This is a genomic window from Thiorhodococcus mannitoliphagus, from assembly GCF_010915725.1.
Lineage (GTDB): Bacteria > Pseudomonadota > Gammaproteobacteria > Chromatiales > Chromatiaceae > Thiorhodococcus > Thiorhodococcus mannitoliphagus.
Map to the genome: position 1 here is coordinate 1 of NZ_JAAIJR010000108.1, position 17,944 is coordinate 17,944.

16 protein-coding genes are annotated in these 17,944 nt (G+C 61.6%); 9 read left to right on the forward strand and 7 right to left on the reverse strand.

What is annotated here, in order from left to right:
• The first annotated feature begins 406 nt into the window (after positions 1-406).
• The 3 genes from G3480_RS20035 (at position 407) to G3480_RS20045 (ending at position 2,005) form a co-directional block, all read left to right on the forward strand.
• The gene (locus G3480_RS20035; protein ID WP_164655667.1) at positions 407-688 is read left to right on the forward strand and encodes a hypothetical protein; all 282 of its coding nucleotides are present in this window, start codon (positions 407-409) and stop codon (positions 686-688) included.
• Positions 689-733: 45 nt separating this feature from the next.
• Positions 734-1,069 carry a hypothetical protein gene (locus G3480_RS20040; protein WP_164655668.1) on the forward strand — a complete coding sequence of 112 codons (336 nt, stop codon included), beginning with the start codon at positions 734-736 and terminating at the stop codon, positions 1,067-1,069.
• A gap of 162 nt (positions 1,070-1,231) precedes the next feature.
• Positions 1,232-2,005: a hypothetical protein gene (locus G3480_RS20045; protein WP_164655669.1), complete on the forward strand. Its 774-nt coding sequence runs from the start codon at positions 1,232-1,234 to the stop codon at positions 2,003-2,005.
• A gap of 417 nt (positions 2,006-2,422) precedes the next feature.
• On the opposite strand, the gene vapC is transcribed toward G3480_RS20045, so the two are convergent.
• From vapC to G3480_RS20080, 7 genes are all read right to left on the reverse strand, one after another.
• On the reverse strand, positions 2,423-2,821 hold the full coding sequence (gene vapC, locus G3480_RS20050; protein WP_164655670.1) for a type II toxin-antitoxin system tRNA(fMet)-specific endonuclease VapC: 399 nt from the start codon (positions 2,819-2,821) through the stop codon (positions 2,423-2,425).
• Complete coding sequence (locus G3480_RS20055; protein ID WP_164655671.1) at positions 2,821-3,093, reverse strand: antitoxin; 273 nt, start codon at positions 3,091-3,093, stop codon at positions 2,821-2,823. Before G3480_RS20055 ends, vapC begins: the two co-directional genes overlap by 1 nt.
• A gap of 245 nt (positions 3,094-3,338) precedes the next feature.
• Complete coding sequence (locus tag G3480_RS20060; RefSeq protein ID WP_164655672.1) at positions 3,339-3,680, reverse strand: hypothetical protein; 342 nt, start codon at positions 3,678-3,680, stop codon at positions 3,339-3,341.
• Complete coding sequence (locus G3480_RS20065; RefSeq protein WP_164655673.1) at positions 3,659-5,314, reverse strand: hypothetical protein; 1,656 nt, start codon at positions 5,312-5,314, stop codon at positions 3,659-3,661. The genes G3480_RS20060 and G3480_RS20065 overlap by 22 nt, the downstream gene beginning before the upstream one ends.
• Positions 5,311-9,126 carry a DUF4132 domain-containing protein gene (locus G3480_RS20070; protein ID WP_164655674.1) on the reverse strand — a complete coding sequence of 1,272 codons (3,816 nt, stop codon included), beginning with the start codon at positions 9,124-9,126 and terminating at the stop codon, positions 5,311-5,313. The genes G3480_RS20065 and G3480_RS20070 overlap by 4 nt, the downstream gene beginning before the upstream one ends.
• A 311-nt stretch (positions 9,127-9,437) precedes the next feature.
• Positions 9,438-12,281, reverse strand: coding sequence for a tetratricopeptide repeat protein (locus tag G3480_RS20075; RefSeq protein ID WP_164655675.1), 2,844 nt, complete (start codon positions 12,279-12,281; stop codon positions 9,438-9,440).
• Positions 12,282-12,293: 12 nt separating this feature from the next.
• Positions 12,294-13,742 (reverse strand): AAA family ATPase, encoded by a 1,449-nt coding sequence (locus tag G3480_RS20080; RefSeq protein ID WP_338114187.1) that lies wholly within the window; start codon positions 13,740-13,742, stop codon positions 12,294-12,296.
• Between the two features lie 128 nt (positions 13,743-13,870).
• On the opposite strand from G3480_RS20080, the gene G3480_RS20085 reads away from it, so the two are divergent.
• From G3480_RS20085 to G3480_RS20105, 6 genes are all read left to right on the forward strand, one after another.
• Complete coding sequence (locus G3480_RS20085) at positions 13,871-14,686, forward strand: SHOCT domain-containing protein (RefSeq protein WP_164655677.1); 816 nt, start codon at positions 13,871-13,873, stop codon at positions 14,684-14,686.
• A gap of 159 nt (positions 14,687-14,845) precedes the next feature.
• Positions 14,846-16,450 carry an ABC-F family ATPase gene (locus G3480_RS20090; protein ID WP_164655678.1) on the forward strand — a complete coding sequence of 535 codons (1,605 nt, stop codon included), beginning with the start codon at positions 14,846-14,848 and terminating at the stop codon, positions 16,448-16,450.
• Positions 16,451-16,847: 397 nt separating this feature from the next.
• Positions 16,848-17,165: a type II toxin-antitoxin system TacA family antitoxin gene (locus tag G3480_RS20095; RefSeq protein WP_167752481.1), complete on the forward strand. Its 318-nt coding sequence runs from the start codon at positions 16,848-16,850 to the stop codon at positions 17,163-17,165.
• A complete protein-coding gene (locus G3480_RS20100) occupies positions 17,162-17,299 on the forward strand; it encodes a hypothetical protein (RefSeq protein WP_206171804.1) in 138 nt (45 codons plus the stop codon). Before G3480_RS20095 ends, G3480_RS20100 begins: the two co-directional genes overlap by 4 nt.
• A gap of 241 nt (positions 17,300-17,540) precedes the next feature.
• On the forward strand, positions 17,541-17,720 hold the full coding sequence (locus G3480_RS29590) for a type II toxin-antitoxin system HicA family toxin (protein WP_420824633.1): 180 nt from the start codon (positions 17,541-17,543) through the stop codon (positions 17,718-17,720).
• 3 nt (positions 17,721-17,723) lie between these two features.
• A partial coding sequence (locus tag G3480_RS20105) for a type II toxin-antitoxin system HicB family antitoxin (protein ID WP_206171805.1) occupies positions 17,724-17,944 on the forward strand: 221 nt, incomplete at its 3' end.

Genomic DNA, 17,944 nt, shown 5'->3' on the forward strand with positions numbered 1-17,944 from the left:
AACGGTTCTGCCTGGCGCCAAAAATCATCGGACATCTCTTGAAAGGCCATGGCATCCTCGATACGCGTGATTGTCGTGCCTAAGATACTATCTTATTTGGCATTTTAATTATTAAGCATTTTCTGTTCCGGATATCCTCTAAGGGGTGGGTTAAGGGGTCAGATTCGATTTAATTTGCGAGAATCGAATCAATGCGATTAAATCGCCTAATAAGACTTAAGGGGCCAGGTTCGATTTAATTTAGACATGTAATCAAGTTAACACAATCGCCTAACACGCCCATAAAGCCGAGGCCATACTGCGCATCGACCTCAGAGCATTCCTGTAGTGTTGTGGTGGCGCAGTATGACCCGGCTTATGGGTGACGTTAGGCTTCCCGTTAGGCAACACGGCAGGAGGAGAAACAATGCCAGTATTTGATACTCGCAATCCTAACTGTGGAATTATCAAGACTTCCGATTTTGACGCGGGCCAGGGCCTTTCAGATCTCGGAATTACTGACGCACGGAACGTCATTCTACACTGCGATAAGCAATCAGTTTTTGTGAGAGCGATTCGAGCCTCCAAGGTAGCTGGCTTCACTGGTATCGTATCCGGTTTTGAACCAGCAGACCAACAAGTTGGCGGACTTGCTAAAGGAGACGAGGTGTTTTTCGAGGAACATCACGTAATCTCTATGGGGTCATAGCAGCAGACTTATAGCATCTATTATAGCCTAGAAGGAGAGTTAACTATGTTTTTTGGCATCAACACAGAGGCTGTTGAAATATTGCATGACGAAGACGTTGATAAAGCATTGGATTTAGGTCCGCCAAACATGCAGAGAGGAATAATAAAAAGAATAATAGACTACGATAAGAACTACAGATTAAAACATCACTCTAAATCGAAGATAGAAAGAGCCATTTTAGCTCTATACATATTTTCTAAAGAAAGTGATCAACGTGGATTCAGAGAGCTTGGGGATGCCCTAAAAAAATACTCCTCAAAAAACGGAGTGTATGCCAACTTTGCCAAGATCGACGCTAGTTTGCAGAATGTAGGAGGGCAACTCTATTGGAACCCATAAAATAGAGCCACTCCCCATAAAGATATAGCGCTAACGAATGCTGGAAACCGAATAAACAGCACCCCGGCAATCACTACCGTATTCTTGGCTATATCTAGGGTAAGCGCACGTGATTCTGGGCGTGTTGTTCTGCATTACATGCGAGATAAACATCGAGTCAAAATGAGTTCGAAGCCAAGATTAGCTCATCTCCTTCTGATTATTCTATTTGTGCTTGCTGTTTGGGCGATCGTGCCGATAGCAATTTATTTCTCGCCGATTCTTGGTATTATCGGTTCGCTGACGGAAATAGCGAAAGATACAGGGGCATTAGGTGATACCTACGGCGTTATAAATAGTCTCTTCACTGGATTGGCTTTAGCTGCTATTGTTTTTGCCATTTTTATCCAGATTGACCAATTAAAGAGTCAGGAGCAAAACCTCGATTTATACCGAAAAGAAGTCGAAAGAACCCTCTCGCATATGGAGGACGTTGAACGGTGGACACGTGTGCGCTCGAAACTCGACGTATTGCCAGACCTATTGCGTCGTAATGAATTTCAGCTGAGAAAGTTGATCGGCCAAGAAATAGAGATACCAGATATACTTTCTGCGCCCTATGATGAATTAATCGCTATAGCAGATCTTCTTGATGTGCAAGTCAAGAAATGGACCGATGCCGAAATGCATCGCAAAGAAGCTGAAAAGCATATTGCGGAACTTGAAGCAGAGTCGAATGATGAGGCGCTTTCTCGAGAAGAAGCGGAAACGCTAATGAGAAATCTTGCCGGTGGCAATACTAATTGGCACAAATTGCAGGAGCTAAAAATGAGAGAGCAAAGTCTGGCAGAATCTGGCAGGCGATATGTGCGCGCTCGCGAGATACTTTCAGAAATTATTGACTTCTTGGAGGATCTTGACAATGCATATCGACAAGCGCGCGGTGGTTTTAGCTAATAAGTAATTTATTTTAGCAAATAGCAGGAGTTAACAGAATTAAAGGGGTCTGGTTCGTTTTAATTCTGAGGAATTGGGAGAAGAAAGGTGTAAGAAAGGGGTCAGGTTCGATTTAATTATCTGGAATTGAATCAAACCGACGAAATCGCCTAACGAATAAGGTTAGATCGTCCGAGCGAAGCGAGCGACGATCTGAACCGTTTGTTGGACGAGCCCGAGATAGGAAGCGATGGATGCCGCGAACGCGGAAGATGCAAATCCTTTAACGGGGGATCGGGGTCAGGTCTAGCCTTATAGCACACCAGAGCCTCAAGCACCTGGACTGACAACCCGCAGCAGCCAGGGCTCGAGCCGCTCGAAGCAAAATGTGTCGGTTTCAAGCATCTGGATCATCTCCTGCATGAGCGCACCTCGAGGTCAGACCCAGTTATCGATCTCGAGTCCTCTCACCCGCTTGAATTCCTCCGTATTATTCGTCACCAGGGTGCAGTGAAGGCATAAGGCATGCGCGGCGATCAACAGGTCGTTTGAGCCGATGGGCGCCCCCTGGGACTCGAGTTCCCGGCGCACCTCTCCATAGATCTTGGACGCCGCATGCGGCCAGTCGAGCACCAGGCAGTAGTTCAGGAAATCGGCCAAGGCCTTCTCGTTCTCCGCTCGTCGCTGACTCTTCTGGATACCAAATCTCAGCTCGGCCAGTACGATCGCGGAAATCCCGATCTCGCCGATCGCGATCCGCCGCAGCCGTTCCCTCACCTGCGACGGGTGATGCTTCATGACATAGATGCAAGTATTGGTGTCGAGCATCCAGCGCATCAGAACGCCTCTCTTGTCTGAGGCGGGCTGTCGTCGACCGATTCGGGGAAATCTTCCGTGAGTCGCTGTCCCTTTGAAAAATAGTCATCCCAAGTGCGAGGTTTGGGCGTAAGAATGATGCTGTTCCCCTCCCGGCGAATCAGCACTTCATCGGCGTCGATCTCGAGGTCCCGAGGCAAACGTACAGCCTGGTTGCTGCCATTGCGGAAGAGTCTCGCGGTGCGTGGCGAAGCAGGGTCGGACTCGGATACGGGTAACCTGGGGTTGGTCATGGTGATTGCTTGATAGATATGCAGGTAGCATAGGCTAGATGCCGGAAAGGGGCCGGTCAAGAACGGGAGTAACCAGGATCTTGAACAATCGTTGCTTCATGGCCAGAGCCCTCCGAATCGCATTTTCAAGCGCGCGCTCCAACATGACCTCGCGGACTGATCAACGTGAGTCCATCTACGAGAGGGAACAGAAAACATGACCCGCTCTGCTCGAGCGCACGACCCATGCGAAATGAGAAACCTGGTCAACTGTCTTGAGTTACAACAATGCGAGACCTGACCCTTATCCTGCCGTGCGCCAGCCGATCCGCATCGCGCAGCCGTTGCATGGTCTCGATCCAGACGAGGAGATCCAAGAAGGCCGCCGTGGCTGCGGTGACATCCTCCGCGCGCGACAGCGCTTGCGCGAGACGCCTGACCTGAGGCCACTCGGCGCTCCCCTCCTCGTCCAAGAGCTGGTCGAGCGCGGCGCGCGCGGCGGCGGAGGGTGAGGCGCAGCCGGTCTGGAGCCAACGATCGAGGCAACCCCGCCAGCGGTCGAGCAGGAGGTCGATGCCGGCGGCATCTACAGTGTCAGACTCATCCATGCGGCGGCTCCGTCGGTCAAGAGGGCGATGGGATCGAGCGCCAAGCCGGCCTGGGCGCGATAGAGGGTCCCGAACAGCCGCCAGCCTTGGGCCGAGCCCGGTGCTCGGGTCTCCATGCGCTGGCGCTTCAAGGCGCTGACGGGATTGCGGACCAGAATGCCGATGGTGAGCTCCGCACCGTTGGGGTCGGTCACCGGCTGCGTCCACCATTGGGTCTGCGGATCGAATTGACGGGAGCCGGCCTGGGCGATACGGATCACCACCGGCAGACGTGGCGGTGGCGCCATGAGGTCCTCGACCATGACCTCGGCGAAGCGTCCGCGCAGGGCGCCGAAGTCGGTCTCGACCGGCAGTTCCGCCGCCGGATCGCGCAGTGCGCGGTGCTCCAGACGGGTGCCTGGACGCCCGGACAGACGCCCCTCGGCACTGACCCAACCGGTCCGCAGCAGCACCTCGGAGGCCGGCAGCTCGCGCAGCGGCGGACCCTCGGCCCAGCGGCCATGCCTCCAGACCTCGACTGGATCCCATTGGCCCTGTTGGTCTTGCAGTGGACGGCGGGTCTCGGTCAGACGGTACCAGCGCCCTTCACCAGGCGCGTAACAATGGACGCTGATGCCTTCCTGGCCCAGTCGTCCCTGCCAATGCTCGGCGGCCACGCCGATCAACCGCAACCCGGCGACCTTGCGATAGAGGGCACGATTGACGCCGGTCAGGCGCAGCAAGGGGACCTGCGGTACCGCCTTTTCGAGACTGCCGACCAGCAGGCGCAATGCGGCGAGCGTGCCGCCGATGCCCCGCACGTCGGCAAAGCTGCGTCCCTGTCGATCCTGCTCCAGCAGATCCAGCAGCGCGGCCATCAGTGCGCCGACGCGTGGAAGATCCGCCTGACGGGCTGCCGTGGCCAGGACGCGGCCCTGATCGGTCATCGCCGGGGACAGTCCAGCCAGCCCGGCTGCCGCCAGCTGCGTCATCCATCGCTCGATGGCCGCGAGCGACTCGGTCTGCTCGCGGCTCAGTGCGTTCTCGACCGACGCCGGGTCGAACAGACCCAAGCGGCGGCGCAGTTCCAGGACCACCAGCGCCCGATGCGAGCAACGGGGCGCTCCGCAGGTGCAGGTCGCGGCCTCGGGTCCGGCGGATCGGGCCATGCGCACCCGCTCGCTCGCGCGCTCCGTGACCTCGGCGACCCAGCCCGCTGGCCCCTCCTCCAGCTCGGGGACCAGACCGAGCCGCATCCAACGGCCCGCGCGATCCCAATGTGCGCGACCCAATGACCGGACCAGCGGTGCCTCGTCACCGAGCAGCCAGTCCGGGTCAGCCGCCCCCGCCGCCGCTGCCGACTCATCGATCGTCGCCATCCGCGTAGTCTTCGCCAGCAACAGCAGCGCCACCAGGTGGTGACAGGTCGCGGTCGCCGGACAGCCGCAGTCGAGCCGATCGAAGCCCGGTCCACTCAACGTCTGACGATGACCGTCGAGCCGCGTCGTCAACCGCTCGCCGTCCGTCTCGACGGCATCCGCGCCGCTGGCCTCGGCCAGCTTGCGCCCGCGTCGCAGCAGACCCTTGTTGGCCCAGTCCTCGATGTCCCCGTCGCCGATCTCGGCGAGCCAGGCGTCGATACTAGCAAGCGTCACGACTTGGTGAGGATGCGCAGCTTCTCGATGACGGCCGCGACGAGCCGTGGCGGCACCTCGCCCAAGGCGAGCAGATTGGATGAGCCCCGATCCTCGCCCATGCGCCGGAATTCGAGGTCGCCGAGGATAGAGTCCTCGTCGAAGCTCATACTGATTTGGCATTCCTGCATGCCGATCTCGACCCGGATCCGGCTGAGCGGATAGCCGTGACTGTAGCCGAAGATGTGGACGCCGTCCTGGTCCGCGACCCCGTAGTCCCACTTGGTCATGAGTCGCTTGACGTTACCCCAAGGCGCCTTGGCACCGGAGAAGCGGCTGAGCGACAGCGACGCGCGCTCCTCGTCCTCCAGGCCGTGCACGGGCGCCTCGGTCTGGACGATGAAGGGGGTCAGCTCATAGTCGGCGAAGTGGTCGCGCCAACCGGCGATCTCCGCGTCCGTCGACTCCAAGGGATGCCAGAGACGTACCTCGCCCTCGGCGAGTACGACCGGCTCGTCCTCGCGATCGATCAGCGAACCGTCCTCGCTGATGCGGAAGCTCTGGACGCCCCGCGCTGTGGTACCGCTCCAGATCAGGCTCTTGCCGACGAGCAGCAGGATCGGATGCTCCAGGAACAGCTGCCGCCAGCGCCCCGTGCTCCAGGACTTGCCGCAGTCGAAGGCCTCCTCAAGCCGTGGCCCCAACTGCTGGACCACCGGCTTGACGTTCTTCTTCAGCAGCGCGAAGCGGCTCTCGGCCACCGCGCGCAGCGCCGGATCCTCGTCCTTCTTGGCCTTGGGCAGAGACTTGCTCTGCTTACCCGTAACGCCGTGGATGACCCGCAGCGACAGGTCCGGCATCAAGAGGGCGCGATAGACATAGGGGCCGACGTCCAGCACCAATCCATCCGGCCCCATGTCCAGCGTGGGCACCAGCTCGTCGTACAGCTCTTGGATCGGGAGGTCACGACGCTCGGCGGCGGCCTTGAGTGCCTGGTAGGCATCGCCGCGCACCACGTCCCGATACTTGCCGGTCTTGCGGATCTCGTCGAGCGTGAAGAGCGCGTAGGTGGTATCCAGCTCTCCGAGGGTCCCGACCACCCATGCGGCGCGCTGGTAGTGCTTCTTGTTCCAGAGCGCGACCAGCTCCTTGAGCTGAGGGACCAGCCGGTCATCCCCGAAGGCGCCCGCCAGACGCAGCACCCAGCGGTCCTTGTTGTCCGCCGCGCCCTGACCCCAGGCATCCACCAGCCGGGACGCCAGCTCGGCACGCTGCTCGCTGCTCAGGAGCGCCCACAGCTGGCGCACGCCGCGGGGCATGCGTCCCCATTCCTCATCGCGCGCCAGCATGCAGCTCCAGTGCAGGGCATCGCGCGAGAACGGCAGGTCCAGATCCTCGATGCGCGGATTCCACAATCGCTCCAGCGCATCGCTGCGCTTGCCCTTCAGTCCCTTGAGCGCCTGGGCCTCGAAGGCGGCGAGATCCGCGCCCATCAGTGGATCCAGGTCCGAGACGTCGCGACCGAAGTGCTCCAGCCGATCGAGGATGTGGCCGCGCTGGATGTCGGTCCAGCGGCTCGCCCGCTCGCCGAGACAGTCCTCCAGCACCGGCGCCGCATCGGCGTCGTCGCGCTCGCAGAGACCGCGCAGTGCGAGATCGCGGACCGCCTTACGGCTGTCGGACAGCAGGCCAGCATCGCGCAGACGTCCGGGCGAAATCCGGGCCAGTCCCTTGGCCGCATGCGGCAAGACCGTTTTCTGGCTCGCGAGCGCCTGTAGCTGAGGCAGGCTCGCCTCGAATCCCGCCTCACACAGATGCCGCAAGGCCCAGCGGGCGGCATCGCGCTGTGCCAGCAGGGGGGCGGGATCATCGGCCATACCTCGGTCGAGCAGCGCGACCACGGACGGCTGATTGAGCCAATGGTTCAATCGATAGTCTCCAGCCCCATCGAGCTCGCTCGCGAGCGCATTCAGCACGGCGCGACGGCTCGCGGGACCGAGCCAATCCCAGGCCGCGTTCGCGACGCGCCAGTCGACCTCCTCGATCGCCGAGAACGCCCGATCGGACAGGGCCGGGTCTTGCAGATACCAGTCGCGCAGCCGGTCGAAGGCCGGCCCCGCAACCTCCGCGAGCCCCTCCTCCTCGCTCTCCGTCACCTTGGCCGCCTGCGAGAAGGCCTTGATCAACAGCGCCCGCTCGTCGCCCGCGACGCGGTGCGCCCAAAACCAGTCCATCCAGTCATCCGGGAGGATCGATGACTGCTCGCACCAGATGCGCTGGCAATCCGCTCGGCGCGACGCCAACAGCTCCTCGTCCGGCGCCAACCCATGGAGCTGCCAGCCCAGGTTGGCGATCGCCGCCTCTTGCAGTTCGGAATCGCAGCGGCTGTCGAGGATCAGCCGCCGCAGCAAGGCCCGGTCACCGACCAAGCACAGGTGCGCGGCCCGCAGGCGATCGACCGCGTCTGGATGCGCCTCGATCCAATGGCTCAACACCCGCGCCTGGACCTGGCCTTGCACGCTGTCGGACCAGCGATAGCGGTGACGCGCCCCGTCAGCCCCGATCCGTTCGAGCAGTTCCAGGGTCAGATCGCTGCCGACCTCGGCGATCAGCCAGTCGGCCATGCCATCCCAGCTCACGGTGTCGTCGCGCGCGGGCAGGCGTGCCGGCAGCAACCCGTCCCTGGCCAGCACCCGAGCCATCGCCAGCCAGCCACCCGGCTGACCCTTGAAGGCTGAGAGGTGATGCGCGGCCAATGCCGCACGCTGAGACGGCGTCAGGGCCGCGACGAAATCGGCGGGGTCGTCGAACGCGGACCCGAGCAGGTCCATGACGCTCGCCAGGTGCTCGACGGCGTCGTTGCGCAGCCGCGCGGGGTGCTCCAGCATGAAGGCCCGGGTCCGCTCGTCCCCCAGCGCCAGCCAGGGGTTGTCGGCGTCGACGCCCTCCGCGCAGTCGATGCCCGAGGCGATGGTCAGGATCCAGCCCCTCAGATCGAATAGCCCCGCCCGCGCCGCCCGCGTGATCGCCCTGGCCTGCGTATCGAGATTGATCGCCACCTCGGCGGCGATGCGTTCCGCCACCAGCGCCTCGATCGAGAAGAAGGGCGCCTCCAGCATCACCCAGCGGGCGTAGACCTCGCCGGTGCGCTGGTCCTCGCCCAGGTTGCGGACTTCGCTCAGCAGCGGACGGTAGTCTTGCCACGCAAAGTCGGGGCGAGAGCCCGCTGCGATCCGCGCCTTCAGCGCCAAGAGCCAGGCGGTCACGGGCTCGGCATCGCGGTCGTGCATCAGAAAGCCGAAGAGGGTCTCGGTGTCTGGCGTATCCGGCGAGAGCCCGGCAGCCATCTCGACATAGGCCCCACAGAAGGCCCGCAGGCGCTCGGCGATTGCGATGGCTTGGAGTTTGGCCGCGTGCCGGTCGAATTGATCGAACAGCGCACCTTGAGTCTTGCGGTCGATGCCCAGCGGGTCCAGACAGGGCCTGCTGTCCTCGTCCTCGACCCAGCGCCCCATCAGCACCCGCATGATCAGCCGCCGACACGCATCGTCGATCAAGCCCCGCGCGACGATGGCGTCCAACAGCAGCTCCGCGGTCTGACGGCCGCCCTGCAGCGCCCGCAGCAGCGGCGTCTTGCCGGAGGCGTCGAGACACATCGGATCCGCCCCCTTGGCGAGCAGCAGGGCAACCGCGCTCGGGCGCTGATGCTCCACGGCATAGGCGAGTGGCGTCATGCCCTGGCCATCGATCGGAGTCTCCAGCGTCTCGGAGGTCAGTGCCCGCTTGATCGCTTGGGTGTCGTCTTGTTGGATGGCTGTCGTCAGCGTCTCCATGGGCGAGGTCTCCTCGGGGCGGTTATCGATTGTCGCCGGCGATTGCTCGCCCGCTCGACTCGGATGGGAGTCGGCGACGCGCCGCCTGCTCAAATCGGGCACCTTAACCCGGAGTCAAGGGGTGTTTCGTGATCCCCGGCACAGCACGGCCGACGCCGCGCGTCATCGGGCGCCAGCCCGGTTTCCGGAAGGCAACCGATCGAACACCGCCATGGTGGAATCGTCCTCACCTGACCACAGGGTCCGGCTCGTCCGAACGTCTGTCGCATCTTGCGACTTCGCTCGCCCTGAACGCTTCGAAGCGAGTTCCTTTAGCTGGTGCGCTGCCTGCGCCGCTCCTCGATCGCCGCCCGGATATCTGCCGCCACTTCCAGCATCTCGGCGGGCGCACGGACCTTTTCGCCCGCTTCAAGCCGCAGTGCGACCACCAGGGGCCGCAGGGCCTCATGCGTTTCCTTATCTTCCTCCAGCACACCCGCAAGGACTCCTGGCTCGGCGCCAAGTGCGACAAGGGTGGGGACGTACCGCTGGAAGGCGCGAAGCATCGACTCATCATCGGGATCGAAGGCGGCGCGAATGTCCCGGAACAGCTCATCGACCCGCGCGGTTTCTCCGAGCAAGGTCCTGGCCATGGCTTCAACCCAAGCGACATCGGTCAGAGGCTCGTTCAAATGGGCACGACGGGCTAAGGCGCGTAGCTCATCCACCTTGCGTAGGGCGCCTTCCGCGTCGCCCATCATGCACAGGGTTTCCGCAGCATTTCGTATCGCATCGTCAACCTCGTCCAGTAACTCCTGATCCGCGCTGTCGCCGAAGCGCTCCACCACCTCAGCGAAGGTCGCGATCGCCGCCGCCGAGTCGCCGAGTCGCCCCTGCGCGACCCCCTTGTTGATTAGCGCCCGGGCAACCTGAGCCTGCAACTCCGGACCCTTGCTATCGCCAAAGCGCGCTACCACCGCATCGGAGATATCGATCACCGCCGTCGGATCACCGAGTTGGCCTTGCGCGGCCCCTTTGCTGACCAGCGCCCAGGCGACCACCATCTGTAACTCCAGGTCCCCGATGTCGCCGTAGCGCCCCACCACCGCATCGCACGTTTGGATCACCGCCGCCAAATCGCCGAGCTGCTCCTGCGTAAGCGCCTTTTTGAACAGCGCCAAGGCGACTTCAGCCTGCAACTCCCGATCCGCGCTATCGCCGAAGCGCTCCACCAACGCATCTAAGGTCGCGATCGCCGCCGCCGAGTCACCAATCTCTAACTGCGTCAGGCCCTTGCTCAAAAGCGCCCTGGCAACAAGCACCTGCAACTCCCGATCCGTGCTGGCACCGTAGCACTGCACCAGCGCAGCGTAGGTCTCGATCGCTGCCACCGAGTCGCCGAGCTGACTCTGGGCGAAGCCCTTGAGAGCCAACGCCCAGGCGACCTGGACCTGCAACTCCCGATCCGCGCTGATGCCGAAACGCTCCACCACCGCGTCGAAGGTTGCGATTGCCGCCACCGAGTCTCCTAGCTCACCCTGCTTGACGCCCTTGCTGACTAGCGCCCGGGCAACATGAACTCGCAACTCCCGGTCTGCGCTGACGCCGAAGCGCTCCACCACCTCAGCGAAGGTCGCGATCTCCGCCGCCGAGTCGCCGAGCTGGCCCTGTGCCCGTGCCTTCCAGCGGATGGCCTGCGCCTCCGTAACGGGATCGATCATCGGATTTCCAGGATCGATAGCGACCAGGCTGTCCACCAATCGGATCACGGCCTCGAAGTCACCGGACTCGAAATGCCGACGGATCTGGATCAGTGCCTCGAACGATTCCGGATCCACTCCCTCTTGGGGCAGATCTCGGACTGCCATCTCCTGGCTCTCCAAGAGGCTGCGCAGCTCGGGCACTTCTTTCGCCGCGCGCGCAAGCCCCTCACGAATCCCATCCGATTCAAACGACTCGATAACCAGTTGGCGTGAGAGGTCCGCCAGCTCGTCGCCTTCGTAGTAGGTGACCATGAAGTGAATCAGGTTCCGCACCACCGCCGCCTCGTCGCGATCCCGGCGTAGCTTGTAGTAGATGCTGTAGAGCCGTTCTGCGGGGTAGTAGGTGCGATTCCGACCCGATCCCTCGGCCACCACGGCGCCCCGCTCGACCAGTCTGCCGAGGAACGCAGAGACCTTGCGGATCTCCATCCTGGCCCGAGCGGCAACCTCGGCGGTGGTCGATTCCTGCCAGAGATCGATGAGCGCGAGGTAGACGCGACGCTCGGAGCCCGCCAGATCCTCGATGTGTCCCCGGAAGTATTCGGTGTGGTCGTCGATCAACTCCACCAAGCGCTCCATCAACTGGCGCAGCGAGTGGTCGCGGCTGAATCCCGCCAACACCACCATCAGGCGCGGACTGCCGCCGGTGAGAATCCGCAAGGGACGGATCCTGCGCGTGTCGACCTCTTCACCGGTGATCGCCTCCCAGAGTCGGCGGCATTCCTCGGTATCCAGTGGCGGCAGACACAGGGTGCGGAACAGCTCGAAGAAGGGGGCTTCCGCATCCTCCAGGGCCGCGAATCGACTGGTGGCGGTGGCCAGCAGCATGATCTGCGGCTCCGCCTGCAGGACTTGCCGCAGTTCCCAGCCGAAATCCTTGTCGGCATCCTGGCAAAGCGCTTGCAGGTTCTCGACCATGATCACCAGCTTGCGCCCGAGCCGGTCAGCGGCATCCAGCACGGTGGCGCGGGCACGGCTTTCCAGTGCGGGGTCCGTCCAGCTTTTTGTCAGCACGGCGTGACTGGCGTGCAGCTCGTCGGCAAGGGCCGTGTCGATTGGGGCCGAGGTCTTGGCTAGGTAGTAGAGGCACTCCAGCCAGAAGTCCGCCAGGGTGAAAACCTCCTGGCTCTCTTCCATCAATCTCAGGGGTAAGAGTCGATCCCTGTAGCGGGGATTGGTGCGCAGCTCGGCGATGACCCGCACGAGCAGCGTCGTCTTGCCCCGACCCCTCGGCGCCACCACCAGCAGATGCTGGCAGGAGTCCGATTCGATATTCCCGTCCAGGACTTCGAGAACGGTATCGAGCGCGTGCTGGCGGACGACGAACTGGTCGATAATCTCCTGGTCGCTCTGCCCGGTCCCGACGTGGAATTTGCGCAGTCGCGGTTTCGACGTAACGGTCGCTTTGCTCATGATGCCCCGCCCTCAGCGGCTGGCTCGCTGGCGATCGCCGAGCGGAACGTGATGCCCCCTGAAGCGGGCCGACCACCAGTCGCGCAACAACAGCGAAGGAAAGCGGTAATCACCGCCCGATTCCTCGAGGTATCCGTCGTGTACTAGCACATCGAGCGTATTGACGATCCGGGCGCGCACGTCGTCGACGATCTCCGCGTAATCGGATGCCAGGCAGTGCTGGGCCGTGACGGAGAAAACGCCCACCACGGCCGCTTCCGCCAGGATTTCCATCGCGAGGGGATAGTTCGCCTCATCCAGACCATCCTTGAGGCGGGTTTCGTAGTGCACCAGATCGTTTTGACCCGAGGGGCCAAGCAGTTCGTTGCGGTAAACGTAATCGACATCCTCCACCGTCAAGCAGGTTCCATCAGTCTTGATCGAATGATCCCGAAGCCGGGCGAAGAACGACTGCACGTGATGTGGAATGCCGATCCCCAGCTTTTCATAGACCGCACCGGGCACAGCGTCCTCCATCTGGATGTCATAGCTTTCCGCGAGGAGCCGCAGACAGGCCTCGCTGTCCTCCTTGCCCCAAGGGCCGAGCCGAAACGGATCCAGGTGGTTGATCCGATCCGGGATGCCGAGTCGCTCGACGAGCGGACGCAAGCCGATGCTGCCCGACACCATGACCACCAGCGACTCGTTCGCGTGGTCCTGTAACACCTGCCGGAACCAGCTGAGGAATTCGTCGACCCGCCGAGGTCCATCGTCTCCGTTTTGGATACGCTTCAGGAAGATCGGCAGCTCATCGACGACGAGCAACACCGGCTTTTCGTAGTGCGCGCAATCCGCGAGGAGCTTTTCGCCATGGCGACGCCAGGTCGCGGCATCCAGCGCCGCCCTGACCTTGACCTTGAAGTCCAGCGCGCTCAGCTCCTCGATACGGTCGCCAAGCCAGCGGCCTAAACCAGCCGCAAAGCGCATTGCCAACGGCTGCACCCGCTGGACCGCTTTGGCAAGCTCGGCAATCACATCCTCCGGGCCGGCCGCACCCTCGATATCTGCAAACAGGAAGACCCAGCCTTTCGCCTCCAATCGACGACCCAACTCCCTGGCGACGCTGGTCTTGCCCATGCGTCGCTGTCCGGTGAGAGAGACATGGTTCCCTTCTTCGATCCGTTGCTGAAGCAGCTTCAGTTCCGTGTGGCGATCGAAAAAATTTGTGCCTGTAACCCAGCGACCCGTGGAAGATTTCATGCGGCGACCCTCATCAACAGTTTCGTTGAATTTTATAGTCAACGAAACTGTTGTCAACATTTTTGTTGATAAATTGACTTGGACGATACACCCCTGTTTTACAAGTGTTTCCTCAACCAACCGAGTGTCACGAGCTTGATCTCGCACGACCAAATTTAGCTCCCAACGCAAGTATCCTCCGAGGACCAGCGGACAGGCTCGACAACTTGAGATAGGCTCCATCTTCCCCAAGCAGCCAGCCCGATTGAGGCGCTGATCGCCAGGGGATCCCTCGGCAAGCTACCCTAGACCTCGACGAGGCATGCGATCAGCGCCTCGCGACATCATTTATCGACATTACAGAGACCCCCATGCAGCAACTCACCGCTGAAGGCCAGCACATCGTCAACGGACTCTCTCAACGCCATGGCTTCAGCCCTGACGCCGTCACCCACATGCTGTTCGCCGTGCTCAACGGCAACGGCTCCATGGCGCAGTTCAACCATCCCGAGTTTGCTGGATCCGGCCAGTGGATGCAGGGCGGCATGTTGATGCTGGGCGACATGTTCAACCACGGCCTCAAGGGACGTGTTGATGCGCTCTGCAACGAGATCTCCGGCATTCTCGCAACCCAGCCGGGCTTGTTGCGCAGCGGCAGCTTCCAATCCCAGAGCCAAAGCGGAGGCGGACAGCAGAACCAGGGGACGGGCGGACCCATGGGCGAGTCCAGCTTGTTCGTGCCGGATCCCACCGCTCAGTGGTGGCCACGGGAGATCGGTGCGCCAAGCGCGACTGGCAGCCAGAACAACGTCCGCTATGCCTACTTCGCCAACGCCCGTCGACTCGCGGTCGAGACCAATGGACAAGTCTGGCTCTATGACACCCTCGATCATCAAATCGGCGGCTTTTCACAGCAACAGGGGGTGGGCGGGTCGATCCTATTCACCAGCCAGTACGGCAGCGTGAATCTGGCGAGTCTGCCGGTCGTCTCGATCGACGGCCAGCCCTCTGCCATGGCGCCGCCCATGTCACCACCAGCCGCGATGCCGGGACCGGCCGGCGCAGCTCCAGGGGCCGAGACTGACATCTTCGCCGCCATCGAGCGCCTTGCAGACCTCCGCGCCAAGGGCATCCTCACAGAAGAGGAGTTCACACAGAAGAAGGCGGAATTGCTGAGCCGCTTCTAACGCCGATCGCACCAATCCGATCCCTATTGCTATGTGACTCGGTATTCGGCACACTGCCTGACCTTAAATGAGCCTCGCCCTAGTGCGGGGCTTTTGCATTTTTGGTCCGTCGAACGCATGGCGGCCAATCCTTCCCTCAGCCCTGCGCGGAACCCTGTTTTGATCTCTACAGCCAACCTCACCATGCAGTTCGGCGGCAAGCCGTTGTTCGAGAACGTCTCCGTCAAGTTCGGCGGCGGCAATTGCTACGGACTCATCGGTGCCAACGGCTCTGGGAAGTCGACCCTGATGAAGATCCTGGGCGGCGATCTGGAGCCCAGCGCGGGCAACGTCTCGGTCGAGCCCGGCAAACGGCTCGGCAAGCTGCGCCAGGACCAGTTCGCCTACGAGAACCATACGGTGCTGGACACCGTCATCATGGGGCACGACGAACTCTGGCGGGTCAAGCAGGAGCGCGATCGCATCTATGCCCTGCCGGAGATGAGCGAGGAGGACGGCATGGAGGTCGCCCACTTGGAGGTGCTGTTCGCCGAGCTGGATGGCTACACCGCCGAATCACGCGCCAGCGAGCTGCTGCTGGGGCTGTCGATTCCGCTGGAGCAGCACGAAGGCCCCATGAGTGCGGTCGCGCCGGGCTGGAAGCTGCGCGTACTGCTCGCCCAGGCCCTGTTCGCCGACCCTGACATCCTGCTGCTCGACGAGCCCACCAACAATCTGGATATCCATACCATCCAGTGGCTGGAAGAGGTGCTGATCGCACGCAACAGCACCATGATCATCATCTCGCACGATCGGCATTTTCTGAACAGCGTCTGCACCCACATGGCCGACCTGGACTATGGCGAGCTGCGTCTCTACCCCGGCAACTACGATGAGTACATGACCGCCTCCAGCCAGGCACGTCTGCGCCTGCAGGCGGACAACGCCAAGAAGAAGGCCCAAATCGCCGAACTGCAAACCTTCGTCAGCCGCTTCTCCGCCAACGCCTCCAAGTCCAAGCAGGCCACCTCCCGCAAGCGTCAGATGGAAAAGATCGTGCTGGAGGACATCAAGCCCTCCAGCCGCGTCAACCCCTTCATCCGCTTCGCTCAGGACAAGAAGCTCTATCGTCTAGCGCTGGAGGTGAAGGCCCTGGCCAAGGGGTATGACGGCACACCGCTGTTCAGCGGTCTCGACCTGACCGTCGAGGTCGGCGAGCGCGTCGCCATCATCGGCCCCAACGGCATCGGCAAGACCACCCTGCTGCGCTGCCTGGCCGGCGACCTGACGCCCGACGGCGGCACGGTCAAATGGTCCGAGAACAGCAATCTGGGCTATTTCGCCCAGGACCACGCGGCCGATTTCACCAAGAGCACCACGCTCTACGATTGGATGGATCAATGGAAGCAGCCCGGCGACGACGAGCAGGTCATCCGAGGAACGCTGGGGCGTCTGCTGTTCTCCCAGGACGAGATCAAGAAACCGGTGAACGTCATCTCCGGTGGTGAGCAGGGCCGCATGCTGTTCGGCAAGCTGATGCTGCAGAAGCCCAACATCCTGCTGATGGACGAGCCCACCAACCACCTGGACATGGAATCGATCGAGTCGCTCAACACCGCGCTGGAGAACTACCCAGGCACCCTGATCTTCGTCAGTCACGACCGCGAGTTCGTCTCCTCGCTGGCGACCCGCATCATCGAGCTGACGCCCCAGGGCGTGATCACGTTCAGCGGCAACTACGAAGACTATCTGCAAAGCGGCACCGCGCCAGCGTCAGGCGCTTGATCGGTACTCGATGCGGCGCCTGTTCGCGGCCGATTGCGCCCTGCAATGGCCTGGGCATCGCCTTGCTGGATAGCGGTCGTCAACGCCCCCATGGGGCAAGGTCTCCTCGGGTCGGTTCTTTCGTCGTCGGCGATGCATCGCCTGGACAGGCGCGCCTGCTCGACTCGGGTGGGAGTCGGCGGCACGCCTGAGCAAATTGGGTGCCCTAACCCGAAGTCGGGGCACGTTTCGTGAGTCTTGGCACAGGGCCGCCAATGCCGTGATGGGATGGTTACGCGCAAGCGCATCGCTCAGAACATGCCCTTTCCATCACGAATAGAGCCGCTTGCGCTCTGTGTTCGCCATGCACCGAGGGGGCATGAATCGCGCGTTATCATGACAATGCCTGGCGAATATCATGGTGTCTTATCAGTCGGAGACGCCCATACCGAATCCTCAAGCCCGAAGCGCGAAGCTCGATCTGCGGATCACGCCCGAGGTAAAGGCGCGACTCAGTGCCGCGGCCCGGGAGCGCCACCAATCAGTGAGCCAGTTCGTGTTGAGCAGCGCACTGGAGCGCGCCGACGAAACGCTGGCCGATCGGCAACACTTTGGACTCGACGCCGAGCGCTGGAGCGCCTTCATGGCCGCGCTTGAGATGCCCCCCCGCGCGCTACCGCGACTCGAGCGCCTATTGCGTGAGCCGACGCCCTTCGATCCGCCCGAGCCAGCATGACGGCAGGCTTCCGGATCGAGAAGCTGCGGCGCGATCATCCGCTTGACGGGTTCTCAAGCAGCCACGAAGGACTCGATCGCTTCCTTCTGCGCTATGCCTTCAACAATCAGCAGGCTAACGCCTCCGAAGACTGAGCCCCTGACCGACGCGGAACTTGATGCCTACGAGGCTGTCTGGAAATCATCGTAGAGGCCCCTAGGATCCTTGAGGACGCAAAATGCTCGCAGATGAGTCAAATTTCGATGAAGCGTCCGACCATCCAAGGCCGTCGGAATCGGGATCGGGATCGGGATCGGGATCGGGATCGGGATCGGGATCGAACCGACGATAGCGATTCCGATCCCGATAGCGATCCCGATGACATGACTCGTCGGTCTGAGGCGAAGCCTCCCTAGGAGTTTCCAGACAGCTTCTAAGAGTTACGTATACTGTCCCCGGAATTCAGTTTCGCGACCCGGGCAACCTGGCTTGGTGACAGTTCCGCATCCGAAAGCCGAGATTCCGCTGCCGACCTTGCGCAGCATCTACCGTCAGGCCAGTTGGCCTTGGAAGTGATTCATGCGATTCGCCTTGGCGTTGCACACCGATGATGGCATGGCCTACGGGGTTACCGTGCCGGACCTGCCCGGATGTTTCTCGGCCGGGGAGACGCTGGACCGAGCCATCGAGAATGCCTACGAGGCGATCGACGCCCATGTCGAGCATAGCCGTCAGGCTAAGAATAGCCAACGTTATTCATTTTCCATAAACCATTTATATTTCAATCTATTGAACAACTC